General features: G+C 68.5%; 26 protein-coding genes and 1 pseudogene. 22 read left to right on the top strand and 5 right to left on the bottom strand.

Translation table 11 applies throughout. The features are described 5' to 3' along the window. Positions 1–41: 41 nt before the first annotated feature. The 17 genes from murC (at position 42) to BK819_RS14925 (ending at position 17,495) form a co-directional block, all read left to right on the top strand. On the top strand, positions 42–1,442 hold the full coding sequence (murC, locus tag BK819_RS15005; protein WP_071329839.1) for a UDP-N-acetylmuramate--L-alanine ligase: 1,401 nt from the start codon (positions 42–44) through the stop codon (positions 1,440–1,442). A gap of 183 nt (positions 1,443–1,625) precedes the next feature. After that, positions 1,626–2,369 carry an FtsQ-type POTRA domain-containing protein gene (locus BK819_RS15000; RefSeq protein ID WP_256209486.1) on the top strand — a complete coding sequence of 248 codons (744 nt, stop codon included), beginning with the start codon at positions 1,626–1,628 and terminating at the stop codon, positions 2,367–2,369. 164 nt (positions 2,370–2,533) lie between these two features. Beyond that, the gene (gene ftsZ / locus BK819_RS14995; protein ID WP_060922670.1) at positions 2,534–3,688 is read left to right on the top strand and encodes a cell division protein FtsZ; all 1,155 of its coding nucleotides are present in this window, start codon (positions 2,534–2,536) and stop codon (positions 3,686–3,688) included. Further along, on the top strand, positions 3,685–4,392 hold the full coding sequence (locus BK819_RS14990; protein WP_071329838.1) for a YggS family pyridoxal phosphate-dependent enzyme: 708 nt from the start codon (positions 3,685–3,687) through the stop codon (positions 4,390–4,392). The genes ftsZ and BK819_RS14990 overlap by 4 nt, the downstream gene beginning before the upstream one ends. A 43-nt stretch (positions 4,393–4,435) precedes the next feature. Next, positions 4,436–4,903 carry a cell division protein SepF gene (locus tag BK819_RS14985; RefSeq protein WP_071329837.1) on the top strand — a complete coding sequence of 156 codons (468 nt, stop codon included), beginning with the start codon at positions 4,436–4,438 and terminating at the stop codon, positions 4,901–4,903. A 3-nt stretch (positions 4,904–4,906) separates the two neighbouring features. Beyond that, positions 4,907–5,206 carry a YggT family protein gene (locus BK819_RS14980; RefSeq protein ID WP_025105081.1) on the top strand — a complete coding sequence of 100 codons (300 nt, stop codon included), beginning with the start codon at positions 4,907–4,909 and terminating at the stop codon, positions 5,204–5,206. Positions 5,207–5,387: 181 nt separating this feature from the next. After that, complete coding sequence (locus BK819_RS14975) at positions 5,388–5,990, top strand: DivIVA domain-containing protein (protein WP_071329836.1); 603 nt, start codon at positions 5,388–5,390, stop codon at positions 5,988–5,990. Positions 5,991–5,999: 9 nt separating this feature from the next. Next, positions 6,000–6,572: a signal peptidase II gene (gene lspA, locus BK819_RS14970; RefSeq protein WP_371259857.1), complete on the top strand. Its 573-nt coding sequence runs from the start codon at positions 6,000–6,002 to the stop codon at positions 6,570–6,572. Positions 6,573–6,574: 2 nt separating this feature from the next. Beyond that, positions 6,575–7,495, top strand: a complete 921-nt coding sequence (locus BK819_RS14965; protein ID WP_071329835.1) for an RluA family pseudouridine synthase — start codon at positions 6,575–6,577, stop codon at positions 7,493–7,495. Positions 7,496–7,551: 56 nt separating this feature from the next. Then, the gene (locus BK819_RS14960; protein WP_071329834.1) at positions 7,552–8,133 is read left to right on the top strand and encodes a GNAT family N-acetyltransferase; all 582 of its coding nucleotides are present in this window, start codon (positions 7,552–7,554) and stop codon (positions 8,131–8,133) included. Between the two features lie 31 nt (positions 8,134–8,164). Continuing rightward, on the top strand, positions 8,165–8,767 hold the full coding sequence (locus tag BK819_RS14955) for an RNA polymerase sigma factor (protein WP_071329833.1): 603 nt from the start codon (positions 8,165–8,167) through the stop codon (positions 8,765–8,767). After that, positions 8,742–9,806, top strand: a complete 1,065-nt coding sequence (locus BK819_RS14950) for a hypothetical protein (protein ID WP_143049327.1) — start codon at positions 8,742–8,744, stop codon at positions 9,804–9,806. Before BK819_RS14955 ends, BK819_RS14950 begins: the two co-directional genes overlap by 26 nt. A gap of 38 nt (positions 9,807–9,844) precedes the next feature. Then, positions 9,845–13,363 carry a DNA polymerase III subunit alpha gene (dnaE, locus tag BK819_RS14945; RefSeq protein WP_071329831.1) on the top strand — a complete coding sequence of 1,173 codons (3,519 nt, stop codon included), beginning with the start codon at positions 9,845–9,847 and terminating at the stop codon, positions 13,361–13,363. A gap of 67 nt (positions 13,364–13,430) precedes the next feature. Further along, positions 13,431–14,660 carry a hypothetical protein gene (locus tag BK819_RS14940; RefSeq protein ID WP_071329830.1) on the top strand — a complete coding sequence of 410 codons (1,230 nt, stop codon included), beginning with the start codon at positions 13,431–13,433 and terminating at the stop codon, positions 14,658–14,660. A gap of 1 nt (position 14,661) precedes the next feature. After that, a complete protein-coding gene (gene hisD, locus BK819_RS14935) occupies positions 14,662–15,966 on the top strand; it encodes a histidinol dehydrogenase (protein WP_071329829.1) in 1,305 nt (434 codons plus the stop codon). A 10-nt stretch (positions 15,967–15,976) separates the two neighbouring features. Next, on the top strand, positions 15,977–16,447 hold the full coding sequence (nrdR, locus tag BK819_RS14930) for a transcriptional regulator NrdR (RefSeq protein WP_025105071.1): 471 nt from the start codon (positions 15,977–15,979) through the stop codon (positions 16,445–16,447). A 10-nt stretch (positions 16,448–16,457) separates the two neighbouring features. Continuing rightward, entirely contained in the window at positions 16,458–17,495 is a 1,038-nt protein-coding gene (locus BK819_RS14925) for a quinone-dependent dihydroorotate dehydrogenase (protein WP_071329828.1), read from the top strand. Here BK819_RS14925 and BK819_RS14920 read toward each other — a convergent pair. Continuing rightward, positions 17,470–18,042, bottom strand: a complete 573-nt coding sequence (locus BK819_RS14920) for a DUF3043 domain-containing protein (protein WP_060921218.1) — start codon at positions 18,040–18,042, stop codon at positions 17,470–17,472. The two genes, BK819_RS14925 and BK819_RS14920, sit on opposite strands and share 26 nt — an antisense overlap. A 45-nt stretch (positions 18,043–18,087) precedes the next feature. Here BK819_RS14920 and BK819_RS14915 point away from each other — a divergent pair, with 45 nt between their 5' ends. From BK819_RS14915 to BK819_RS14895, 5 genes are all read left to right on the top strand, one after another. Further along, positions 18,088–19,491, top strand: a complete 1,404-nt coding sequence (locus tag BK819_RS14915) for a dipeptidase (RefSeq protein WP_071329827.1) — start codon at positions 18,088–18,090, stop codon at positions 19,489–19,491. 66 nt (positions 19,492–19,557) lie between these two features. Beyond that, entirely contained in the window at positions 19,558–19,920 is a 363-nt protein-coding gene (gene erpA / locus BK819_RS14910; RefSeq protein WP_071329826.1) for an iron-sulfur cluster insertion protein ErpA, read from the top strand. A 109-nt stretch (positions 19,921–20,029) separates the two neighbouring features. After that, complete coding sequence (coxB, locus tag BK819_RS14905) at positions 20,030–20,956, top strand: cytochrome c oxidase subunit II (RefSeq protein WP_071329825.1); 927 nt, start codon at positions 20,030–20,032, stop codon at positions 20,954–20,956. Between the two features lie 3 nt (positions 20,957–20,959). Then, positions 20,960–22,693, top strand: a complete 1,734-nt coding sequence (gene ctaD, locus BK819_RS14900) for a cytochrome c oxidase subunit I (RefSeq protein ID WP_071329824.1) — start codon at positions 20,960–20,962, stop codon at positions 22,691–22,693. A gap of 3 nt (positions 22,694–22,696) precedes the next feature. Further along, positions 22,697–23,131: a cytochrome c oxidase subunit 4 gene (locus BK819_RS14895; protein ID WP_025105064.1), complete on the top strand. Its 435-nt coding sequence runs from the start codon at positions 22,697–22,699 to the stop codon at positions 23,129–23,131. A 63-nt stretch (positions 23,132–23,194) separates the two neighbouring features. Here the strand turns inward: BK819_RS14895 and BK819_RS14890 are convergent, their stop codons facing one another. From BK819_RS14890 to BK819_RS14875, 4 genes and pseudogenes are all read right to left on the bottom strand, one after another. Beyond that, a complete protein-coding gene (locus BK819_RS14890; protein WP_071329823.1) occupies positions 23,195–23,614 on the bottom strand; it encodes a rhodanese-like domain-containing protein in 420 nt (139 codons plus the stop codon). Between the two features lie 80 nt (positions 23,615–23,694). Continuing rightward, positions 23,695–24,219 (bottom strand): GNAT family N-acetyltransferase, encoded by a 525-nt coding sequence (locus BK819_RS14885; RefSeq protein ID WP_071329822.1) that lies wholly within the window; start codon positions 24,217–24,219, stop codon positions 23,695–23,697. Next, the gene (locus tag BK819_RS14880; protein ID WP_071329821.1) at positions 24,216–24,629 is read right to left on the bottom strand and encodes a RidA family protein; all 414 of its coding nucleotides are present in this window, start codon (positions 24,627–24,629) and stop codon (positions 24,216–24,218) included. Before BK819_RS14880 ends, BK819_RS14885 begins: the two co-directional genes overlap by 4 nt. 77 nt (positions 24,630–24,706) lie before the next feature. Then, positions 24,707–24,941 (bottom strand): annotated as a pseudogene (locus BK819_RS14875) (ubiquinol-cytochrome c reductase cytochrome b subunit); the annotation flags it as partial.

The following is a 24,941-nucleotide window of genomic DNA, read 5'->3' as shown; positions in this document are numbered from 1 at the left end:
GCCGCCGCCCGGACGAGAACGAAAAGTAGACTGAAGCGGACATGATCAGACCCGACCTCTCCCTCCCCATCCCCGAGACGATCACCTCCGCGCACTTCATCGGCATCGGTGGATCCGGGATGAGCGGACTCGCCAAGATGTTCCTCGACGCGGGCATCCGCGTCTCCGGCAGCGACCGCGCCGACAGCGACAACCTGCGGGCGCTGGCCGCCGCGGGGGCGACGGTCCACGTCGGTCATGATGCCGCTCACCTCGGCGACGCCGACACGGTCGTGCACACCGGCGCCATCTGGCCGGAGAACCCCGAGTTCGTCACCGCCAAGGAGCGGGGCCTCCACGTCATCCACCGGTCCCAGGCGCTGCACTGGCTGATCGGCACGCGGCGCCTCGTCTCGGTGGCGGGCGCGCACGGAAAGACCACATCGACGGGCATGATCGTCACCGCCTTGCGTGACCTCGGCGCCGATCCGCACTTCGTCAACGGCGGCGTGATCGAGCAGCTCGGCACGTCCAGCGCGACCGGGAGCGGCGACCTCTTCGTCATCGAGGCGGACGAGTCCGACGGCACCTTCCTCCTCTACGACACGGCTGTCGCGCTCATCACGAACGTCGACCCCGATCACCTCGACCACTACGGCTCCGACGAAGCCTTCCACGACGCCTTCGTGCGGTTCGCGGACGCCGCGTCGGAGGCGGTCGTCATCTCGAGCGACGACCCCGGCGCGCTCCGGGTCCTGGCAGGGCTGTCCCACCCGCGTGTCCTGACGTTCGGGCAGGCCGAGGAGGCCGACGTCCGCGTCAGCGAGATCGTCACCGCGGGCCCCGTCGCCGCCGTCGTCTCGCACGGAGGGGAGACGGAGCGCATGCAGCTCGCGGTCCCCGGCGTGCACAACGCGATCAACGCGACGGGGGCGGTCGCCGTCCTCCTCGCGCTCGGCCACCCGCTCCGCGACGCCGTGCGCGCCGTCGAGGGCTTCGCGGGAACCGTCCGTCGTCTCGAGCGCCACGGTGAGGAGCGCGGGGTCACGGTCTACGACGACTACTCCCATCACCCCACCGAGGTGCGCGCCGCGTTGGAGGCCATGCGCAGTCTGGCGGGTTCCGGCCGGCTTATCGCGATCCAGCAGCCGCACACGTACTCCCGGACGCAGCACATGTACCAGGAGTTCGCGGACGTCCTGGAGGAGCTCGCCGACCACACCGTGATGCTGGACGTCTACGGCGCCAGGGAAGACCCGGTGCCTGGCGTTACCGGTGAGCTGGTGAGCGGCGCGTTCCAGGACCCCTCCCGCGTGCACTTCGTCGCCGACTGGCAGGAAGCGGCCGACTACACGGCATCGGTTGCGGAGGAGGGTGACTTCGTCGTGACCCTCGGCTGCGGTAACGTCTACCAGCTCATCCCGCAGGTGCTGGAGTCACTTCGCCGGACCGACGGGGCGTAGCCCATGCGCCGGCCGCCCCCACTCCCGAGCGCTCCGGATACCCCGGGGGAGACGGACGACGCGTCCGAACGGCCCCTCCGCCGGCGTCCCGCCCCGCTGCGGTCGCCGGAGGAGGGGGGAGGCGCCTCGCCGGTCGAGTCCGCCGCAGTGATGCCCGAGGAGCGACCGATCCCGCGTTCGTCCATGGATGTCTGGCGCGCCGCACGCGCCCGCCGCAGGGCGCTCAGGGCGGAGATCCGTCGGTTCACCCAGCGATCCCGGCGGCGTCGTCTCGTCTGGCTGAGTGCCCTCGGAGCCGTGGTGCTGCTGATCGGAGGGAGTGTCGCCGCCGCCTACAGTCCGCTCTTCGCTGTGCAGCGCATCACGGTCACCGGCACCACGACGATCGATCCCGCGGTGATCGAAGGTGCCCTCGCGGACCAGCTCGGCACGCCGCTCGCCCTGGTCGATACGAGCGAGGTCAAGGCGGCATTGCTGACGTTTCCGCTCATCGAGACGTATGCCCTGGAAGCACGTCCGCCGCACGACCTGACCGTGCGCATCGTCGAGCGTACGCCGATCGGGGTGGTCGAGTCGGGTGCCGGGTTCACGCTCGTCGACGCAGCGGGCGTCGCTCTCTCGACGACAGCCCAGCGCCCCGCGGGTCAGCCGCTGGTGGAGGTGGAGGGTGGGGTCGACTCGGCTGCCTTCCGCAGTGCCGGGCTCGTCGTCCGGGCGCTTCCGTCGGACATCCGCAAGACGCTCACCGGTGTGCGGGCCTCGACGGCGGACGACGTGACCTTGACCCTTGAGTCAGGACTCACGGTCGTGTGGGGGAGCCAGGAGGACTCGGGGTTGAAGGCGCTCGCACTCTCCGCCGCGCTCGTGAAGAACCCCGATGCCTCGTCGATCGACGTCACGTCTCCCGACGTGGCGGTCGTCGGCTGATCACTTTCGGCGGGAATGGCGCGACACGCCCATGTCGCTGCGCGTGCGGGGCCGGGCGGCGCATACCTTCGATCTGAGAGAACGCAATACCGGGAAATACTTTACACCTCTAGTTGAGGTTTAAGGTTCACCCCCTTCCAGGCTCTACTAATCGGAGGCCGGCCATGAGCCAGAACCAGAACTACCTCGCCGTGATCAAGGTCGTCGGCGTCGGCGGTGGCGGCGTCAACGCCGTCAACCGCATGATCGAGCTCGGTCTCCGCGGAGTCGAGTTCATCGCCGTCAACACCGACGCCCAGGCGCTGCTCATGAGCGACGCCGACGTCAAGCTGGACGTGGGCCGCGAGCTCACCCGCGGTCTCGGCGCTGGTGCCGACCCCGAGGTGGGTCGTCGCGCCGCAGAGGACCACGCGGAGGAGATCGAGCAGGCCCTGACCGGTGCCGACATGGTCTTCGTCACCGCCGGAGAGGGTGGCGGCACCGGAACGGGTGGTGCCCCCGTCGTCGCCCGCATCGCGAAGTCGATCGGCGCGCTGACCATCGGTGTCGTCACGAAGCCGTTCTCCTTCGAGGGGCGTCGCCGCCAGAGCCAGGCCGAGGCGGGCGTCGCGAAGCTGAAGGAAGAGGTCGACACCCTCATCGTCGTCCCGAACGACCGTCTTCTCGAGATCAGCGACCGCGGCATCTCGATGATCGAGGCGTTCGCGACTGCCGACCAGGTCCTCCTCGCCGGTGTGCAGGGCATCACCGACCTCATCACGACCCCCGGTCTGATCAACCTGGACTTCGCCGACGTGAAGTCGGTCATGCAGGGAGCGGGATCCGCCCTGATGGGCATCGGTTCGGCCCGTGGCGCAGACCGTGCGATCAAGGCGGCGGAGCTCGCCGTCGAGTCGCCGCTGCTCGAGGCCTCGATCGAAGGTGCGCACGGTGTGCTGCTGTCGATCCAGGGTGGCTCGAACCTCGGCATCTTCGAGATCCACGACGCGGCGGATCTCGTCAAGGAGGCCGCGCACCCCGAGGCCAACATCATCTTCGGTACGGTCATCGACGACACGCTCGGCGACGAGGTGCGGGTGACCGTGATCGCCGCGGGCTTCGACGGCGGCGAGCCCTCGCTGCGGCTGGACCCGATGGTCGTCTCGCGTCCCTCGACCGCGTCTCTTCCCGAGGTGGCGCTGTCGGAGACCTCCGAGCCTGCGGCAGAGAAGAGCACGCCCGAGCCCGCCCCGGCGCCGACGGCACCGCGCACGCCGACGACGAGCATCGAGCCGGCCTTCGCCGACGACGACATCGACATCCCCGAATTCCTGAAGTGACGACACCGGTCGGCGCTTCGGCGCCATCGGACCTGGCCGCGCGGCTGTCGGCGATCGACGAGAAGATCGCCGACGCCGCGCGTGCCGCCGGGCGTTCCCCCGAGGGGATCACCCGGATCGTCGTCACCAAGTTCCACCCTGCCTCCTTGGTGCGCGATCTGCACGCTCTCGGAGTGCACGCGGTGGGGGAGAACCGGCAGCAGGAGCTCACCGCCAAGGCGGGCGAACTCTCCGCCCTCGACCTCGAGTGGCATTTCATCGGGCAGGGGCAGACGAACAAGGCCGCGGCGATCAGGCGGAGCGCCGACGTCGTGCATTCGGTGGACCGTGGCCGGTTCGCCGATGCCCTGCACCGTGCAGCCGAGACCGACGAGGTGCTCGACGTGCTCGTCCAGGTGAATCTCACCGAGGATGAGGGCAGAGGAGGCGTGGCGCCGGCGTCGGCGGTGGCGCTGGCCGAGCACGTGCTCGGTCTGTCCTCGCTGCGGCTCCGAGGCGTGATGGCCGTCGCGCCCCTCGACGAGGATCCCGCGAGCGCCTTCGCCCGTCTGCACCACATCGCCGCCGACGTGCGGACCGTCGCTCCCGAGGCGACCTGGATCTCCGCCGGGATGACCGGCGATTTCGCCGAGGCCATCGCCGCCGGCGCGACACACCTGCGGATCGGTTCCGCAATCACGGGACCGCGCCCCGCCCGGGGCTAACCTGTGACAAGACCAGCCCGAAACGTTCGAACCGGAGGACACGATGGGTAACCCGCTGAAGAAGACCATGGTGTATCTCGGCCTCGCCGACGAGGAAGAGGTCTACGAAGAGGAGACGCCGGCACCCGCCCGCGCCCAGCGTGAGCGTGAGCGTGAAGAGCCGGCTCCGGCTCCCGTCACACCGCTCCGTCGTCCCGTCGCCGTCCGCCAGCCTGCAGCAGGAGCCGTGAACGAGATCCTCACCGTCCACCCGAAGCAGTACCGCGACGCCCAGCTGATCGCGGAGAGCTTCCGCGAGGGCGTCCCGGTCATCATCAACCTCTCCCAGATGAGCGACGCCGACGCGCGCCGCCTCATCGACTTCGCGAGCGGTCTCTCCCTCGGCCTCTACGGCCGGATCGAGCGGGTGACCTCCAAGGTCTTCCTGCTCTCGCCGGAGAACATCGCGGTGTCCGGCCACGGGGGTATCGCGCACGCAGACGCCGAGTCTGCGGGCTTCGACCACTCGTAGACCGTGCAGCTGGTCTCGGTCCTCGCCAGCATCGTCCACCTGGTGCTGCTGGTCTACATCCTCGTGCTCTTCGCGAGGCTCATCCTGGACTACATCCCGATGTTCAATCGGGAGTGGCGTCCCAAGGGCTTCGGTCTCGTGGCCGCGGAGGCGGTGTACACGGTCACCGATCCGCCCATCCGGTTCTTCCGGCGGATCATCCCGCCGCTGCGTATCGGTCAGCTCTCGCTGGACTTCGGCTTCGCGCTGACCCTTCTGGTCGTCCTGATCCTGATGAACATCGTCCGGTTGTTCATCCGCTGACCACCCCGCGTGTCGCGCCCGGGGACGGCGGCGAGTTCGCCGAGCCTGGGTGTCGTGGCATCGCGACCCCAAGGCTCGGGGGCTATGCTGGCACCCAGGTGCGCGCCCCGGGTTCGCGCCACATCACGAACACGCCATACATCGGTACTGGCAATCGAACTCATCGAAAGAGGAGCCACCCATGGCACTTACCCCGGATGACGTCGTCACCAAGCAGTTCCAGCACGTCCGCTTCAAGGACGGCTTCGACCCGGACGAGGTCGACGACTTCCTCGACGAGATCGTCATCGAGTGGCGCAAGGCCCTCGAGGAGAACGCCGAGCTGAAGGCGAAGCTTGCCGCGTACGAGTCGGGCTCCACGCCTGCTCCCGCTGCGGCCGCCGAGCCGGCCGCCGCTGCTCCTGCCCCGGCGGCTGCCGCCGAGGCTCCCGCCGCCGACGCCGCACCGACCGGCTCCGCGACCGCGACCGCCGGCATCATCGAGCTCGCACAGCGTCTGCACGACGAGCACGTGGCCGAGGGTGAGGCCAAGCGCAACCAGCTCATCTCCGAGGCCGAGGCCGAGGTCGCCCGCATCCGCACGGAGGCCGAGGCGAAGCAGCGCGAGGAGACCGCGCGCCTGGAGCGCGAGCGCAACACGCTGGAGGCCCGCATCACGGAGCTGCGCAACTTCGAGCGCGACTACCGCTCGCAGCTCCGTGGCTACATCGAGGGCCAGCTCCGCGAGCTCGACGAGAAGTCGGCGTCGACGGACTCCACGCCGGTCTCCGCGATCGGCCTGTAAGGCGCCCTCTTGTCAGGACGTCGTCCCCTTCGTCGGTCGGCGGCCGGTGCGATCGTTGCGATTCTCGCAGCGGTCGTGCTGGCCGCCGATCAGTATGTGAAGTACCTCACGATCGAGAACCTGCCGCTGCATGAGGTTGTCCCGGTCCTCGGAGAGTTCCTCCAGCTCTACTACGTGCGCAATCCCGGCGCGGCGTTCTCCCTCGGCTCGGGGGTGACCTGGATCTTCACCATCGCGCTCGCAGTCGTCGCGGGCGTGATCGTCTGGAAGGCGTTCGGGCTCCGGTCTCGCCTCTGGGCGGTCGTCCTCGGCTGCCTGCTTGGGGGCGTGCTCGGCAACCTGTCGGACCGCCTCTTCCGCGAGCCAGGATTCCCCGTCGGCCACGTGGTCGACATGATCTCGATGCCGTGGATGATGCCGGCCATCTTCAACGTCGCCGACATCTTCATCGTCACCGGGATGATCTCGGTCGCCCTGCTCGTCGTGTTCGGACTGCGCTTCGACGGCACGCGGGAGAAGGACCACGCCCCGGTCGAGACCGACGAGGACGCCGAGGCCGCTGCCGCGTCCGAGGGGCGCTGAGCGTGGAGTCCCGGTCGCTGCCCGTCCCGGACGGGCTCGACGGCACACGCGTGGACGCCGCCCTCGCCAAGCTTCTCGGGTTCTCGCGGACCTTCGCGGCGGAGGTGGCCGCTTCCGGCGGCGTGCGTCTGGACGGCGTCACCCTCGACAAGTCGGACCGGCTGCGGGGTGGTGCCTGGCTCGATGTCGAGTGGCAGCCGAAGGAAGGGCCGAAGATCGTGCCCATCGCGGTGCCCGAACTCGGCATCGTCTACGACGACGAGGACATCGTCGTGGTGGACAAGCCGACCGGCGTCGCCGCCCACCCCTCGCTCGGGTGGGAGGGGCCCACGGTCGTCGGTGCTCTCGCCGCCGCCGGGTTCCGCGTCGCGACCAGCGGCGCCCCCGAGCGTCAAGGCGTCGTGCACCGTCTCGACGTCGGCACGAGCGGTCTCATGGTGGTCGCCAAGAGCGAAGCGGCGTACACCGCTCTCAAGCGGGCGTTCAAGGAGCGCACGGTCGAGAAGATCTACCACGCAGTGGTGCAGGGGCATCCGGACCCGCTCGTGGGCACGATCGATGCGCCGATCGGTCGGCACCCGAACCACTCCTGGAAGTTCGCGGTCGTCCCGGACGGCAAGCCTTCCGTGACGCATTATGAGACCCTCGAGGCGTTTCCGGGGGCCTCGCTGCTGGAGATCCACCTGGAGACGGGCCGCACGCACCAGATCCGCGTGCACATGGCGGCACATCGGCACCCGTGCGTCGGGGATCCGCTCTACGGCGCCGACCCGACGCTCTCCGCCCGCCTCGGACTCACGCGCCAGTGGCTGCACGCGCATCAGCTGGCCTTCGCGCATCCGACGACGGGGGAGTGGGTCCAGTTCGCCTCGCCCTATCCGGAGGACTTCCAGCATGCGTTGGACGTGCTGCGCGGGGAATAGTCCATCCGCCGGGGCGGCGGGGCGCCGGTGTCCGTGGTCTCCGCCACACTGACCGCATGAGCATCGTGGTGCGCCCGGCGACGGTCTTCGATGACGTCGCCGCGGTCGTGGGACCGAAGAAACCGACGTCGAACGTCTGCTTCTGCCTGAGCTATCGGATCGGCAACAAGGAGAACGTCTCCCTTCGCGGTCCCGCACGGGCCGAGCGGGTGCGTGAGCTCTGCCACCAGGATCCTCCTCCCGGCGTGCTCGCCTACCTCGACGACGAGCCGATCGGCTGGGCGGCGTTGCACCCTCGACGCGATACGAGCTTCGCGCGCAATCGCCTCATCCCGCACGTCGACGACCTCGACGTGTGGTCCCTGTGGTGCTTCCGGGTCCGCCCTGGGCACCGCAAACAGGGTGTCTCCCACGCCCTCATCGCGGGCGCGGTCGCCTACGCGCGCGAACGGGGCGCACCCGCGATCGAGGGGTATCCGGTCGACAACGCCGGTGCGAAGGTGAACCTCACGATGGCGTACGTCGGGACGCGGCGTCTCTTCGAGAGCGCGGGGTTCGCGAAGGCGGCGGACACGGGCTCCGTCCTCGACGGCTTCCCCCGCGTGCTCATGCGGCTGGACCTCCGCGAGAAAGCGTGAACCGTCTTCCGCTACCGGGGCAATACAGAGTGTGAACACAGACAGCGAGGTCATCGCTCGGTCGCTCGACGAGCCGCGGGCGTTCTCCGCCATCTTCGAGCGGCATGTGCGTCCGGTCGGCGGGTACATCCGGCGGCGTGTCGGCGAGGATGCGGTCGACGACGTGCTCAGTGAGACGTTCCTGGTCGCCTTCCGCCGTCGAGCTTCTTTCGATCTCGATGTCGCGTCGGCGCTGCCGTGGCTCCTGGGCATCGCCACGAGGATGATCAAGCGGCACCGCGCGGCCGAAGTACGGCAGTGGCGGGCTTTCGAGGCCACTTCGGGCACCGAGGGGCCCGCGGAGCACCCGTACGCGGCGTCCGACGCGCGGCTCGACGCCGATGCCGCCCTGCGAGCACTCGCGCCCCGCATCGCCGGGCTCCCGGCCAGGGACCGCGACGTGCTGCTCCTGCATGCCTGGGGTGATCTCACCTACGAGCAGATCGCCGTCGCCCTCGGCATCCCGGTCGGGACGGTGCGGTCGCGGCTCAACCGGGTCAGACGACGGCTCGCCCCGCCGGGTTCGCGCGGGCAGACCCGACTCACATGGATGGCGAAGGAGGAGAGCGATGCTGCTTATGGAACGAGTGCGTGACCTCGGCGCGGATCAGGCGGAAGCCTCGGACGAGAGCATCCGTCGTGCCCGCGCCACTCTGGCTGCCGTGGTGTCAGCCGCGCGTGCTCCGCGGGGCGGACGACGACGGGAGCGGGTGTGGACCGGCCTCGGCATCGCGGGGCTGACGGCCGGGGCCGCGGTGGTGGCGCTGGGCGCCGGAGGTCTCCTGTTCCCGGTGATGCCCGATGCCGCCGCTGCGGCGGTCCTCGAGCAGGCGGCGAGCGTCACCGTCGATGCCCAGGATCTGACCCCGGAGGAGGGACAGTACATCCGGATCGAGACCGTCGATGAGTTCGTCCAGTTCTGGGATGGAGACGCCGCCGACGACGGCGACGACGACACCTTCGCCTTCAACGCCTCCCGGGAGACGGGGGACGCGGCCGTCCTGGTGAGGGACACACGGGTGCTGTACATCCCTGCAGACCGCTCGGCCGACTGGTTCTACGACTGGGGGAACGCCAAAGTGGTGCGGTCGTTCGGCGCGCAGGGCACGCGGGCCGCACAGGAGTGGCCCTCGTCACCCGGTGCGGCGATCCGCGAGCGCGGCACGGTGCAGGTCCTCCCCGGGGGCGCCTGGCCGGTCGGCGAGGGCGATCCGCCGCCCGTTCCGCAGTTGGCGGACGGCTATCGCCCCTACTACGCCGAGATGCCGCGGGAACCGGCGGCGCTACGGGACTGGCTGCGCGACCGGTCCGGGCTGGCCGACGAGGAGGGTGATCGGTGGGTGGTGGCGAGCCTCTCCGACCCCTCCGCGATCAACCTCATGCCGGCCGAGCTGAGAGCGGCCTTCTTCCGCGCGATCGCCTTGATCCCGGGCTTCGAGCTGGTCGACGAGGGCGACGGCACGGCCACGCTGCGCTATGCGGTTCCCGGCCACCGGACGACGACCATCGTGGTCGACACGACGCACGGACTCGTGGACTCGATCGCGGAGGGCTACGGGTCCGGAGGGGTCATCGGAGACACGCCGGAGTCGACGACGAGCGTCGTCACCGAGGTGGTGGACGAGGTGCCGTGAGGCCGGCCGATGTCGATGGCCGAACGTAGACTCGAAGCATGGCATCCGACTCCTTCGTCCACCTGCACGTGCACAGCGAGTACTCGATGCTCGACGGGGCTGCGAAGATCAATGCGATGACGCAGGCTGCGGCCGATTACGGCATGCCGGCGATCGCGGTGACGGACCACGGGAACACCTTCGCGGCGTTCGAGTTCTACAACGCCGCCCGCAATGCCGGCATCAAGCCGATCGTGGGTCTCGAGGCGTACGTCACCCCGGGCACGCACCGCAGCGACAAGACCCGCGTGCAGTGGGGCTCGGCGGACCAGCGCAGCGACGACGTGTCCGGCTCGGGCGCGTACACCCACATGACCATGTGGAGTCAGAGCACGGAGGGCATGCACAACCTCTTCCGGCTGAGCTCGCTGTCGAGCATGGAGGGGTACTACTTCAAGCCGCGTATGGACCGCGAGCTGCTCCAGACGTACGGCAAGGGGCTCATCGCCACGACGGGGTGCCCGTCGGGAGAGGTGCAGACGCGGTTGCGGCTCGGTCAGTACGACGCCGCCCGCGCGGCCGCAGCGGAGTTCCAGGACATCTTCGGCAAGGAGAACTACTTCGCCGAGATCATGGACCACGGCCTGTCGATCGAGCGCCGGGTCATGACGGATCTGCTGCGTCTCGCGAAAGACCTCGGCATCCCGCTCGTGGCCACCAACGACTCGCATTACACCCACCAGCACGAGGCTGACGCCCACGCAGCCCTGCTGTGCGTGCAGTCCGGCTCCACGCTCGACGACCCGAACCGCTTCAAGTTCGACGGCGACGGGTACTACATCAAGACCGCCGCTGAGATGAGGCAGCTCTTCCGGGACCACCCGGAGGCCTGCGACAACACGCTCCTGATCGCCGAGCGGTGCGAGGTCGAGTTCAACACCTCGGCGAACTACATGCCGCGGTTCCCCGTGCCTGAGGGTGAGACCGAGGACAGCTGGCTCATCAAGGAGGTCGAGAAGGGCCTCCACTACCGGTACCCGAACGGCATCCCGGACAAGGTGCGCAAGCAGGCCGAGTACGAGACCGGCATCATCCTCCAGATGGGCTTCCCCGGCTACTTCCTCGTCGTCGCCGACTTCATCAACTGGGCCAAGGACAACGGCATCCGCGTCGGTCCGGGGCGTGGCTCCGGTGCGGGTTCGATGGTCGCCTATGCGATGAAGATCACCGACCTCGACCCTCTCGAGCACGGTCTGATCTTCGAGCGGTTCCTCAACCCGGACCGCGTGTCGATGCCCGACTTCGACGTCGACTTCGACGACCGCCGCCGGGGCGAGGTCATCGAGTACGTGACCCGGAAGTACGGATCCGAGCGGGTCGCACAGATCGTCACGTACGGCACGATCAAGTCGAAGCAGGCCCTCAAGGACGCCGGGCGCGTCCTCGGCTTCCCGTTCAGCATGGGCGAGCGGCTCACCAAGGCGATGCCGCCGGCCGTGATGGGCAAGGACATGCCCCTCGACGGCATGTTCGACTCCGCGCACCCGCGCTACAAGGAGGCCAGCGAGTTCCGGGCTCTCATCGAGACCGACCCCGAGGCGAAGACGGTCTTCGACCGGGCACTCGGCCTCGAGGGGCTGAAGCGGCAGTGGGGCGTGCATGCTGCCGGCGTCATCATGTCGTCGGAGCCCCTGCTCGACATCATCCCGATCATGCGCCGCGAGCAGGACGGCCAGATCGTCACGCAGTTCGACTATCCGTCGTGCGAGTCCCTCGGCCTCATCAAGATGGACTTCCTCGGCCTCCGGAACCTCACGATCATCTCGGACGCGCTCGACAACATCCGCATGAACCGGGGCGAAGAGCTCGATCTCGAGCACCTCGGTCTCGACGACCCCGCCGTCTACGAGCTGCTGGCCCGCGGCGACACGCTCGGCGTGTTCCAGCTCGACAGTCCGCCGCTGCGTTCACTCATGCGGCTCATGAAGCCGGACAACTTCGGTGACATCTCCGCCCTCATCGCGCTGTACCGTCCGGGGCCGATGGGAGCGAACTCCCACACCAACTACGCGCTGCGCAAAAACGGGCAGCAGGAGATCACCCCGATCCATCCCGAACTCGCGGAGCCGCTCGCCGAGATCCTGGAGGAGTCCTACGGGCTCATCATCTACCAGGAGCAGGTCATGGCGATCGCGCAGAAGGTGGCCGGGTTCAGCCTCGGTCAGGCCGACATCCTGCGCCGAGCGATGGGAAAGAAGAAGAAGTCCGAGCTGGACAAGCAGTACGCCGGGTTCGCGGCGGGAATGACCGAGCGCGGCTTCGGGGAAGGAGCGGTCAAGGCGCTGTGGGACATCCTCCTGCCGTTCTCGGATTACGCCTTCAACAAAGCGCACTCCGCCGCGTACGGTCTCGTGTCCTATTGGACCGCCTATCTCAAGGCGCACTACCCGGCCGAGTACATGGCCGCCCTCCTCACGAGCGTCGGCGACTCGAAGGACAAGATGGCGCTCTACCTGAACGAGTGTCGCCGGATGGGGATCAAGGTGCTCCCGCCGGACGTCTCGGAGTCGATCAACTTCTTCGCGGCCGTCGGCGACGACATCCGCTTCGGTCTCGGCGCCGTCCGCAACGTCGGCACGAACGTCGTCGACGGCATCGTGCAATCCCGCAAGGATGAGCGGTTCACCTCGTTCCACCACTTCCTCGACAAGGTGCCGCTGCACGTCGCCAACAAGCGCACGGTCGAGTCGCTCATCAAAGCCGGGGCCTTCGACTCCATGGGGGACACCCGTCGGGCCCTCCTCGAGATCCATGAAGACGCCGTGGAGGCGGCGGTGGACCGGAAGCGCAACGAGGCTCAGGGCGCCATCGGCTTCGACTTCGACAGTCTCTACGACGGCATGGAGGAGGCGGCCCCCGCGAAGGTGCCTCCTCGTCCCGAGTGGATCAAGAAGGACAAACTCGCCTTCGAGCGGGAGATGCTCGGCCTCTACGTCTCCGACCACCCGTTGGCTGGCCTCGAGGTCCCGCTCGCGAAGCATGCCTCGATCTCCATCCACGACCTCAACAACTCCGAGGACCTGCAGGACGGCGATCAGGTCACTGTGGCCGGCCTCGTCACGAGTGTCCAACATCGTGTGGCGAAGGCGAGCGGAAACCCCTACGGCATGATCACCGTGGAGGACTTCAACGGCGAGGTCACCGTGATGTTCATGGGCAAGACGTACCTCGAGTTCCAGCACACTCTGCAGCAGGATGCGATCCTCGCCGTGCGCGGTCGGGTGTCGCGCCGCGACGACGGGCTCAATCTGCATGCGCAGTCGGCGTTCGCGCCCGACGTCGGCTCCTTCGACGCGGCGGGTCCGCTCTCGCTCGTCCTCGCGGAGCAGCGCGCCACTGAGCGGGTCATGACGGAGCTGGCGGAGGTACTCCGGCGGCACAGCGGGGACACCGAGGTGCTGCTGCGCGTGCACCGCGCGGGCACGGCGAAGGTGTTCGAGGTGCCCATGCCGGTGAAGGTCTCCGCCGACCTCTTCGGTGACCTCAAGTCACTGCTCGGACCAACCTGTCTGGGGTGAGCGGGTAGGATCGGGAGCCGTCGAGAGCACCGGAAAGACGTGGTGCGCCGACGAGGAAAGGACGACTATGAGCACGGATCTTCCCGAGCCGGACACCGAAGCGGTGTTCAGCGATGAGGACGGCGTCCTCTACGACGACGAGGTCACGCCGGAGTACGGCATCCTCGGTTTCACGCTGCGCGAGCTGCTGATCGTGGGCGTATGGGCGGTCTCCTTCCTCGTCTCCTTCTTCCCCCTCAGCGGGGGCATCTCGCTGTGGGGCATCGGCATCCAGTGGATCCTGCCGATCGGCGTGCCCACCGTGGCCGTCTTCCTCCTTGTCCTCCGGCGTTTCTCGCCGGACGGGATCCGGAGAGTCGGGTCGCTCGGAATCGACCAGTTCGCCTCCGTGGCGTTCTCGGTGTCGGCCTGTGTGTGGGCAGGGAATCTGTGGCTCGCTTTCTCCGCCGTCATCTCCACCGGCAATTGGGGTCTGCCCTGGAACGCCGTCGTGCAGGTCATCACCTCGACCGCGCTCGTCGTGCTCACCGTCTTCGCGCCGCTCATCCCGGGGCTCAAGGAGGACTTCCAGGGGCGTCTCGTCACGCTGGCGCACCGCAACGCCAATCCGGTGCGCCCGGTGATCGCACGGCCGCGTCCCGAGGCGACGTCGAGCGGATCCGCCGCCGAGTCCCCTGCGGCCGCCGAGTCTCCCGCTGCGGCAGCCGAGGGCGAGACAGCCGTCATCTCCGACGCCGACGCCGATGCCGAGCAGGGCACCGCCGACGCGGACGCCGCCGATCTCCGCGACACCGACACCGACACGAGCGATGTGTCGGCGAGCGGCGCAGATCGCGTCCCTCTCACCGCGCATGCCTCGGGTGGGGGAACCGGAACCGTGCCGGTCTCCGCGGAGGACGAGTACACACCGGTCTACTCACGGCGCTCCCGCGGAGAGCAGCCGGAGATCGTTTCCGACACCGGCAGCATCGAGTCGCTGCTGGGCGCCAAGGCGCTCTCCGAGGAGGAACTCGCGGCCGCGCAGGAACCGGCATCGGATGATGCGACGGCGGTGCAATCCGTCATCGACGATCACCAGGCAGCCGCCCCGCGTCGGAACGCGCCCGAGGCGCAGCCCTTCTGGATCCTCGCCCCGACGGAGCGCGACGTGCACGACGAACGCGGAGAGCCGATCTTCCGCATCGGTCCGACCGCCTGGGCGCTGGTCATCGAGGATCGGGGCGGGGCGTTCGTCGTGCGCCACGATGACGGGCGCATCGGCTACCTCCACGACATCGCAGGCATCACGAAGGGCTGACATGCGCACGATCGATCTGCGGGGGCGCGAGCTCTCGCCCGCTGACATGCTCGCAGCCGTTCCGCGCGCGACCCAGGCGCGAGCCGAGGCGCTCGACACCGCCGCGCGTCTTGTCGACGACGTTCAGGATCGCGGCGAGGACGCGCTGCGGGAACAGGCGGAGCGGTTCGACCGGGTCACCGGGCACGCCGTGCGGGTGCCGGAAGCACACCTCGCGGAGGCGCTGTCGAACCTGGCTCCGACGGTCCGCGCTTCCCTCGAGGAGGCCATCCGACGTGTGCGCCTGGCCTCGGCCGCGCAGGTTCCCGCACCGCAGGTGACGAGGATCGGCGAGGGAGCGACCATCACGCAGCGCTGGCAGCCGGTGGCCCGTGTCGGGGTCTACATCCCCGGGGGCAAGGCCGTCTACCCGTCGAGCGTCGTCATGAACGTCGTTCCCGCGCAGGTCGCGGGGGTGCAGCAGATCGCCCTCGCCTCGCCGCCGCAGGCGGACCAGGACGGTCGCGTCCACCCGACCATTCTGGCCGCCGCGGCGCTGCTCGGGGTCTCCGAGGTCTATGCGATGGGCGGAGCTGGAGCCATCGGTGCGCTCGCCCACGGTGTCGCGAGCCTGGGGCTCGATCCCGTCGATGTCGTGTCGGGACCGGGAAACAACTACGTCGCGTCGGCGAAGCGGGCCGTCGCCGGGGTGGTCGGCACGGACTCCGAGGCCGGCGCGACCGAGATCCTCGTCGTCGCCGACGCCGACGCCGACCCTCGTCTCATCGCCGCCGACCTCGTCAGCCAGGCCGAGCACGACGAGCAGGCCTCGGCCGTCCTCGTGACGGATGACCTGGAGATCGCGGAGCAGGTCCGCGCAGAGGTCGAGCAGCAGGCCGCGCGCACCCGGCACAGCGAACGCGTCAGGGCCGCGCTGTCCGGCCCGCAGTCGGCGATCGTGCTGGTGGACGACCGAGCGACGGCGGCCGCGTTCAGCAACGCCTACGCCCCGGAGCACCTGGAGCTGCACCTCGCGGATGCGGAGGAGGCGGCAGCCGCCTTCACGAGCGCCGGTGCCGTGTTCGTCGGCGACCAGACGCCCGTCAGCCTCGGTGACTACATGGCCGGAAGCAACCACGTGCTGCCCACCGGTGGTCAGGCTCGCTATGCACCGGGCCTGGGCGCCTATACGTTCCTCCGCCCACAGCAGGTCGTCTCCTACGACCGCTCGGCCCTGGCCGCTGTTCGGGAGGGTGTGGTCGCGCTGGCCGAGACCGAGGTGCTCCCGGCCCACGGCGAGGCGATCGAGGCCCGCTTCACCGCGTAGGATCTGTCAGATGCACTGCCCCTTCTGCCGTCACCCCGACTCCCGGGTCATCGACTCCCGCACCAGCGACGACGGGCTCTCGATCCGTCGGCGCCGTCAGTGTCCGGAATGTGGAGGACGGTTCTCCACGACGGAGACGGCGAGCCTCAACGTCATCAAGCGCTCCGGCGTCATGGAGCCCTTCAGCAGGGAGAAGGTCATCTCCGGTGTGCGCAAGGCCTGCCAGGGGCGTCCCGTGACGGAGGCGGACCTCGCGATCCTGGCGCAGCGGGTGGAGGAGGCGGTCCGGCAGACCGGCGTCTCCCAGCTCGACACGAACGAGATCGGCCTCGCCATCCTGGGGCCGCTCCGTGAGCTCGACGAGGTCGCCTTCCTCCGCTTCGCGAGCGTCTACCAGGCGTTCGACTCGCTCGAGGACTTCGAGTCCGCGATCAGCGACCTCCGGGCCGACCACGCGAAGGCGGAGGCGGCGGACCGGTAATCTGGCAGGGATGTATCCGCTGCTCTTCCGCGCCGTCCTGTCGCGCTTCGACCCCGAGTTCGCCCACCACGCCGGCATGGCGGTGATCCGCGTCCTCGGTGTGCCGCCGCTCTCGTGGGCCACCCGCGCGATGACCCGCCCCGACCCTTCGCTTCGCGTCGAGGCCCTGGGGCTGACGTTCCCGTCGCCGTTCGGCATCGCGGCCGGGTTCGACAAGAACGCCGTCGGCGTCCGCGGCCTCGCCGCGCTCGGCTTCGGGCACGTCGAGGTCGGGACGGTCACCGCCGTCCCGCAGGAGGGCAACCCGAAGCCGCGCCTGTTCCGACTGGTCGCGGATCGCGCGGTCATCAACCGCATGGGCTTCAACAACCAGGGCGCGGACGCTGCCGCCCGCCGCCTCGCCCGCCTCCGCCGTGGCGCCCCCGACACGGTGATCGGCGTGAACATCGGCAAGAGCCGCGTGGTGGATGTGGAAGACGCCGTCGACGACTACGTCGCCTCGGCCACCCGCCTGGCTCCGCTGGCCGACTATCTCGCGGTCAACGTCTCATCGCCGAACACTCCGGGGCTGCGGGGCCTGCAGGCGGTGGAGACCCTGGCGCCGTTGCTGCGCGCCGTCCGTGACGCGGCCGGGTCCACCCCGCTGCTCGTGAAGATCGCCCCCGATCTGTCGGACGATGAGATCACCGCGATCGCGCGGCTCGCCGTCGAGGAAGGGCTCGCGGGCATCATCGCTCACAACACGACGATCAGCCGTGACGGACTGCGCACCGATGCCGCCGTCGTCGAGGCGGCGGGCGCGGGCGGTCTGTCCGGCGCGCCACTCAAGCAGCGGTCGCTGGAAGTCCTCCGGGTCGTGCGCGCCGCGGTCCCCGAGGACTTCTGCGTGATCGCGGTGGGCGGCGTCGAGACGGCCGCCGACGTGCAGGAGCGTCTGGATGCCGGGGCCACCCTGGTCCAGGGCTACACGGCGTTCCTCTATCGCGGCCCGTTCTGGGGTCGCGAGATCAACCGAGGACTGGTCAGTCCGGGTACTGCCCGCGCTTGACCTGCGGCTTGGGCAGGCGCATGAAGCGCATCTGCAGGGCTCGCATGCCGGCGTACCAGCCGAGACCCTTCTCGACGCGGTCCTTGCCGAACTTCGCGGCCGCCTTGCGCTTGACCCGCATGCCGAGGAGGATCATGCCGCCGATCGCGATCACGAGGTACGCCATCATGAACAGGTACGCGTAGAACGAGATCATCATGTTCGTCGGCAGCAGCGAGGCCAGGATGACGAGCACCATGACACCCATCACGAACTCGGCGGGGTGCCAGCCGGCGTCGACGTAGTCGCGTACCCATCGGCGCTGCGGGCCCTTGTCACGCGCGGGGAGGTACTTCTCCTCGCCGGCGGCCATGCCGGCCTGCGCCTTCGCGCGGCGCTCGTTCAGCTCGGCGCGAGCCGCGGCCTTCGCCTCCTTGGTGTTCGCCACGAGGGGGCGGCGACGCGCAGCCTCCTGCTCGGCGCGGGTCGGCGTCGCGCGTCCCTTGCCGACGGCAGGCGTCTGGGGGGCGTCGTCGTTCGTCGAAGGGGAGGCGGGGGTAGTGGCCACGAGGTTCCTCGGTTCGCTGGGGTGGGTCGCCTTAAGATTACTCGCATGACCTCACCTGCACTTCCCAGCGAGTCCGACGCCGCCGTCCTCGAAGCCGTCGCCACCGGCATCCCCTCCGCGCTGTCGGACCTCGGAAGCCTCGTGCGTATTCCCGGCATGGCCTGGCCCGCCTTCGACCAGGCTCAGCTCGAGCGCAGCGCCGACGCCGTCGCCACGCTCGCGCGCGGCACCGGGGTGTTCGACGAGGTGAGGGTGCTCCGTGCTGACATCCCCGGCACAGACGAGCAGGGCCAGCCGGCCGTCCTGGCGACCCGCGCCGCGCGGAACGGCAAGCCGACGATCCTCCTCTACGCCCACCACGATGTGCAGCCTCCGGGGGATGACGCCCTGTGGGAGACGCCGCCGTTCGAGCCGACCGTGCGCGACGGGCGCCTCTACGGCCGCGGAGCCGCGGACGACAAGGCGGGCATCATGGCGCACATCGGCGCGATCCGAGCGGTCGCCGACGTGCTCGGCGACGACCTCGACCTCGGGATCGCGATGTTCGTCGAGGGGGAGGAGGAGTACGGCTCGCGGTCGTTCGCGCAGTTCCTCTCCGACAACAAGGACGCCCTCCGCGCCGATGCGATCGTCGTCGCGGATTCCGGCAACTGGGATTCCGTCACGCCGGGCCTGACCGTGTCTCTCCGCGGCAACGCCCGCTTCACCCTGAAGGTGCGCACGCTCGACCACGCCTCGCACTCCGGGATGTTCGGCGGCGCCGTGCCCGACGCGATGATGGCGACGGTGCGACTCCTCGCCACGCTGTGGAACGAGGACGGCTCCGTCGCGGTCGACGGGATGACCGCTCGGGATGCCGAGACGCCCGAGTACACCGAGGAGACGCTGCGCGACGAGGCCGGGCTCCTCCCGGGGACGACGCCCATCGGCGACGGCACGATCCTCAGCCGCATCTGGAACAAGCCCTCCATCACGGTCATCGGCATCGACGCGACGAGTGTCGCTGCCGCGTCGAACACGCTGCTCCCGGAGGTGACCGTGGTGATCAGCGCCCGTGTCGCGCCCGGGCAGTCCGGCCAGGATGCCTACGAGGCTCTGGAGCGTCACCTCCGTGCACACGCGCCCTTCGGCGCCGAGCTGACCTTCTCCGATGTGGACCTCGGCAACCCCTTCCTCGTGGACACCAGCGGGTGGGCCGTCGCGCTGACCCGGGAAGCCATGCGTGACGGGTACGGGGTGCCCCCGGTGGATCTCGGTGTGGGCGGGTCCATCCCGTTCATCGCGGATCTCGTGCGGGAGTTCCCGCAGGCGCAGATCCTCGTCACCGGTGTGGAGGATCCGCACTCCCGCGCGCACAGCCCCAACGAGTCGCTGCATCTGGACACCTTCCGGCACGCCGTAGCGACCGAGGCACTGCTGCTCGCCCGTATGAACGCGCGGGAGATCTGAGCCTTCCGTCCGCACCGGCGGTAGAATCGTCGGAGAGCCCGTACCCGGCCCGTCCTGAGGAGCGACATGAGCGACACCACCCTGTCCGCAGAGACCACGAGCGCACACGGCGTCACGCTGACGGACGCCGCCGCCACGAAGGTGAAGAACCTCCTGGAGCAGGAGGGACGCGACGACCTGCGTCTGCGCGTCGCCGTGCAGCCGGGCGGCTGCTCGGGCCTGATCTACCAGCTGTACTTCGACGAGCGCTACCTCGAAGGCGACGAGACGGTCGACTTCGACGGTGTCGAGGTCATCGTCGACAACATGAGCGTTCCCTACCTCGACGGTGCCTCGATCGACTTCAAGGACACCATCTCCGAGCAGGGCTTCACGATCGACAACCCGAATGCGGCGGGCAGCTGCGCCTGCGGCGACAGCTTCCACTGACACGTTCTTCCCGCGAACGGCCGTCGTCACCTCGTGTGACGGCGGCCGTTCGGCGTCTCAACCTGCATGGTTGGCATGAATCAGGTGTGAGGTTGCTCTAGACTTGAACATGCCTTGTCCGCGATCTGAAAGGTGCATCGTGCCCTCGAAACGCCGCCTTCGTTGGGCCGCACTCCCTGTGGGAGTTGTGGCAGCTGTGGCTCTGGCGGGATGTACTCCCACCGAGCTGAACGGCTTTCTACCGGGCTTCGTGGACGGTGGTCCGGCAGCAACCAACCAGACGGAGCGTGTCTCGTCCCTCTGGGTGAACTCCTGGATCGTTCTCCTCGCGGTCGGCGTCGTCACCTGGAGCCTCATGGCCTGGGCTGCGATCGCGTACCGCCGGCGCAAGGGCCAGACCGGCCTGCCGGTGCAGATGCGCTACAACATGCCGATCGAGATCTTCTACACGATCGTGCCGCTCATCCTCGTGCTGGGCATGTTCTTCTTCACGGCTCGCGATCAGACCGAGATCGAGGCGAAGTGGGACGACCCCGACGTGGAGATCACCGCGATCGCCAAGCAGTGGGCGTGGGACTTCCAGTACGACGGTGAAACCGATGAGGACACCGTCTGGACGATGGGCATCCAGGCCCAGCCGGACGCCGAGGGCAACATCGACCAGGCCGAACTGCCGACGCTGGTGCTCCCCGTCGACCAGAAGGTCACGATCAACCTGCAGTCCCGAGACGTCATCCATTCCTTCTGGATCATCGACTTCCTCTACAAGAAGGACATGTTCATCGGGAAGGACAACTCCTGGTCCTTCATCCCCACTCGTGAGGGCGAGTACGCCGGCAAGTGCGCCGAGCTCTGCGGCGAGTACCACTCGATGATGCTCTTCAACGTGAAGGTCGTCTCGCAGGACGAGTACGACGCTTACCTGCAGTCCCTCGAGGAAGAGGGCAACACGGGAGACATCACCGACGCGTACGACCGTCTCTCGAACCTCCCCGGCACCTCCGGGAAGACCGACACCGAGGAAGGAGAGGAGTAAGTCATGTCGACCACTGAAGCTCCTCGCACCGACGAGGCACCCCGCTCCCGTCCCACCACCCTGCCCGCGCGCCAGGCCGCTCTGATGAGCTCGTCGCGCGTCGAGCAGAAGGGCAACATCGTCGTCAAGTGGATCACCTCCACGGACCACAAGACGATCGGGTACATGTACCTCATCGCCTCGGTGATGTTCTTCCTCCTCGGCGGCGTGATGGCCCTCGTCATCCGCGCCGAGCTGTTCGCGCCGGGCATGCAGATCATCCCGACGAAGGAGCAGTACAACCAGCTGTTCACGATGCACGGCACGATCATGCTGCTGATGTTCGCGACGCCGCTGTTCGCGGGCTTCGCGAACGCGATCCTGCCGCTGCAGATCGGTGCTCCGGACGTCGCGTTCCCGCGTCTTAACGCCTTCGCCTTCTGGCTGTTCCTGTTCGGTTCGACCATCGCCGTCGCCGGCTTCCTCACCCCGCAGGGTGCCGCCTCGTTCGGGTGGTTCGCGTATCAGCCGCTGGCCAACGCCTCGTTCTCGCCGGGTGCCGGTGGAAACCTCTGGATGCTCGGTCTGGGCATCTCGGGCTTCGGAACCATCCTCGGTGCGGTGAACTTCATCACGACGATCATCACGATGCGTGCTCCCGGCATGACGATGTGGCGCATGCCGATCTTCAGCTGGAACACGCTCATCACCAGCCTGCTGATCCTGATGGCCTTCCCGGTCCTCGCCGCGGCGATCTTCGCTGCCGCGGCCGACCGCGTCCTCGGCGCCCACATCTACGACCCGGCCAACGGCGGTGTCCTGCTCTGGCAGCACCTGTTCTGGTTCTTCGGCCACCCCGAGGTCTACATCATCGCGCTGCCGTTCTTCGGCATCGTCTCGGAGATCTTCCCGGTGTTCAGCCGGAAGCCGATCTTCGGGTACAAGACCCTGGTCTACGCGACGATCGCGATCGCGGCCCTGTCCGTCGCCGTGTGGGCGCACCACATGTACGTCACCGGCTCCGTGCTGCTGCCGTTCTTCGCCCTGATGACGATGCTCATCGCGGTGCCCACGGGTGTGAAGATCTTCAACTGGATCGGAACGCTCTGGCGAGGGTCGGTGACTTTCGAGACTCCGATGGTGTTCTCGCTCGGCTTCCTCGTGTCGTTCGTCTTCGGTGGTCTCACCGGCGTGATCCTCGCGGCCCCGCCGCTGGACTTCCACCTCAGCGACTCGTACTTCGTCGTGGCGCACTTCCACTACGTGGTGTTCGGCACCGTCGTCTTCGCGATGTTCGCCGGCTTCTACTTCTGGTGGCCGAAGTGGACGGGACGCATGCTCAACGAGCGCCTCGGCTACGTGCACTTCTGGATGCTGTTCGTCGGCTTCCACATGACCTTCCTCATCCAGCACTGGCTCGGTGTCGACGGCATGGTGCGTCGCTACGCGGACTACTCCGCGGCGGACGGCTGGACCTGGCAGAACCAGGTCTCCACGATCGGTGCGATCATCCTCGGTGCGTCGATGCTGCCGTTCTTCCTGAATGTCTGGATCACCGCCCGCAAGGCTCCGAAGGTGACCGTGAACGACCCCTGGGGTTACGGTGCCTCGCTGGAGTGGGCGACCTCGTGCCCGCCGCCGCGGCACAACTTCACGTCGATCCCGCGCATCCGCAGCGAGCGTCCGGCCTTCGATCTGAACCACCCGGAGGCCGCGGAGTTCGCGACCACCGCACCCGGCGAGCGAGAGGGCCACTGAGCCATGCGCGACAACGTCATCATCTGGTGGGTCCTCACCGCGTTCTTCGCCCTTGTCGGCGTCGTCTACACGGGCTGGAACATCCTGGCTCACCCGGGGCTTCCGCTGGTGAACCAGATCGAGTGGGTCGGCACGGTCGCCCTATTCTTCTCGGCCTTCATGGGCGCGATGGTCGCTTTCTACCTCGACCGGACGCACAAGGCGCAGAACGGCGAGCTGCCCGAGGACATCCTCACGTCGGACATCGACGACGGTGACCCCGAGCTCGGCGAGTTCAGCCCGTGGTCCTGGTGGCCGCTGGTGCTCGCAGCTTCGGCGGGTGTCTTCGTCGTGGGTCTTGCGGTCGGTCACTTCCTGCTCCCGATCGGCCTCGCGATCTTCGTGGTCGCGATCGTCGGCTGGGTCTACGAGTACTACCGCGGCAACTTCGCCCGCTGAGTCATCTCGCACCACGAAGGCCCCCGGATCACTCCGGGGGCCTTCGTCGTTCCTGTGACCTGTTCATACGCGGGTGCGGATGCGGGGGATTCCGGTCAGCGGGTCGACGGGACGGTGGTGCACACCCTCGGCGTCTTCGACGGGATATCCCTCGCGGGCCCAGTACTCGAAGCCGCCGATCATCTCGCGCACTCGATAGCCCAGACGAGCGAACTCGAGCGCGCCGCGGACACCGCCGTTGCATCCGGGGCTCCAGCAGTAGACGACGACCTCGGCATCCGCCGGGATTTCCTCCGGGGCGCGGTGAGCGATCTCGCTGTGAGGCATGTGGAGCGCGCCGGACACGCGCCCCTGGGCGAATGCCTCGCTCGAGCGGACGTCGATCACGACCAGCGCGCGGCCGGTGGCACGGTCGGCGTGCACGTCGCTGGGGTCGGTCTCGAAGGCGAGTCGGGCGGCGAAGTAGTCGAGAGGATCGATCATGAGCCCAGACTAGGGATGCGCGGGCGCCGACGACCGAGGGATTCCGTCGTGCGTCGCGCGAATCCTGCCGTCGTAGCCGGTCAGAGCGCCGCGGTCATCTGGATCCGCCGTCCGTACCGGGTCAGGCCCAGACGCTCTTCGACGGCGACGAGCTCACGGAGGAAGTCGGTGTCCGGCGTGGACTCCGCGAAGCCGCAGCGGGAGTAGAAAGGGGCGTTCCAGGGGACATCCGCGTAGGTGCGCAGCGTGAGCTGCGAGCGGCCCCGACGGCGGGACTCGTCCTGGGCCGCCAGAACGAGGGCGCGACCGATCCCGCGGCGACCGGAAGCGGGGTGGACGGACAACTGCTCCAGATGGGCGTACCCGGGTCCCTCCAGCACCTGAACGAACCCGACCGGCATGTCACCTCCGCCGGCAGCTTCCGTCGCAGGGGAGCAGGTGGCCACCAGGACGAATCCCTCCGCGCGCTGACGGTCGTCGGCTGTCGATGGCGGGGGCCAGTCCTCGGCACCGAAGCGATCGGTCAGAAGGCTGTCAGCGGCGCGCTCGATCTCCTCCAGGACGGCATGGTCCTGATCCGTCGCGTGTCGGATGAGGGTGATCATGCACGATCCGCGGGCAGAGCGGCGACCGCCTCGATCTCGACGAGCTGGTCGTCATAGCCGAGCACCGTGACCCCGAGAAGGGTGCTGGGCACGTCGTGAGCGCCGAACGCGGCGTGGATGACGTCCCAGGCCGTGACGAGGTCCCGCTGCGCGGAGGAAGCCACCAGGACGCGCGTGCTGATGACATCCGTCAGAGTGGCGCCGGCAGCCTTGAGTGCGAGCTCCAGCGTCTCGACACACCGTGCCGCCTGAGCGGCGTAGTCACCGGGGGCGGTGGTCGTCCCATCGTCCTCCAACGGGCAGGCTCCGGCCAGGAAGACCAGACGCGCGTCAGCGGGGGCGGTGGCGGCGTACGCGTACGGGGCATCGGCGAGGACGGGAGCACGGAGGAGGCGGACGACCGAAGACATGAGACGATCCTCTCATCAGGGGAGAACGATGAAGGCCCCGTCCGAGCGGACGGGGCCTTCGCGAGGGGGAGTGACGACTACGCGTCGTCCTCCGACTTCTTCTTCCGAGGCTTCTTGACCGGCTCGGTCGAGATCACCGTGCTGGGCGTGTTCGGCGTCTCGTCGACGTGCGTCTCGTCGACGGTGAGCGGCGCATCCGGGAACCCGGCGCGCTCGTGAGCGCCCTGGATCTCGGCAGCCTCCGCCTCTTCGTTACCCGCAGTGACGTGGTGCTGGTGCGCGTCGGCGGCATCGATCTCGGCCTGCGTGAGC

It is taken from the genome of Microbacterium sp. LCT-H2 (assembly GCF_001866135.1).
Lineage (GTDB): Bacteria > Actinomycetota > Actinomycetes > Actinomycetales > Microbacteriaceae > Microbacterium.
This window is presented reverse-complemented; position numbering and strand designations above follow the sequence as displayed.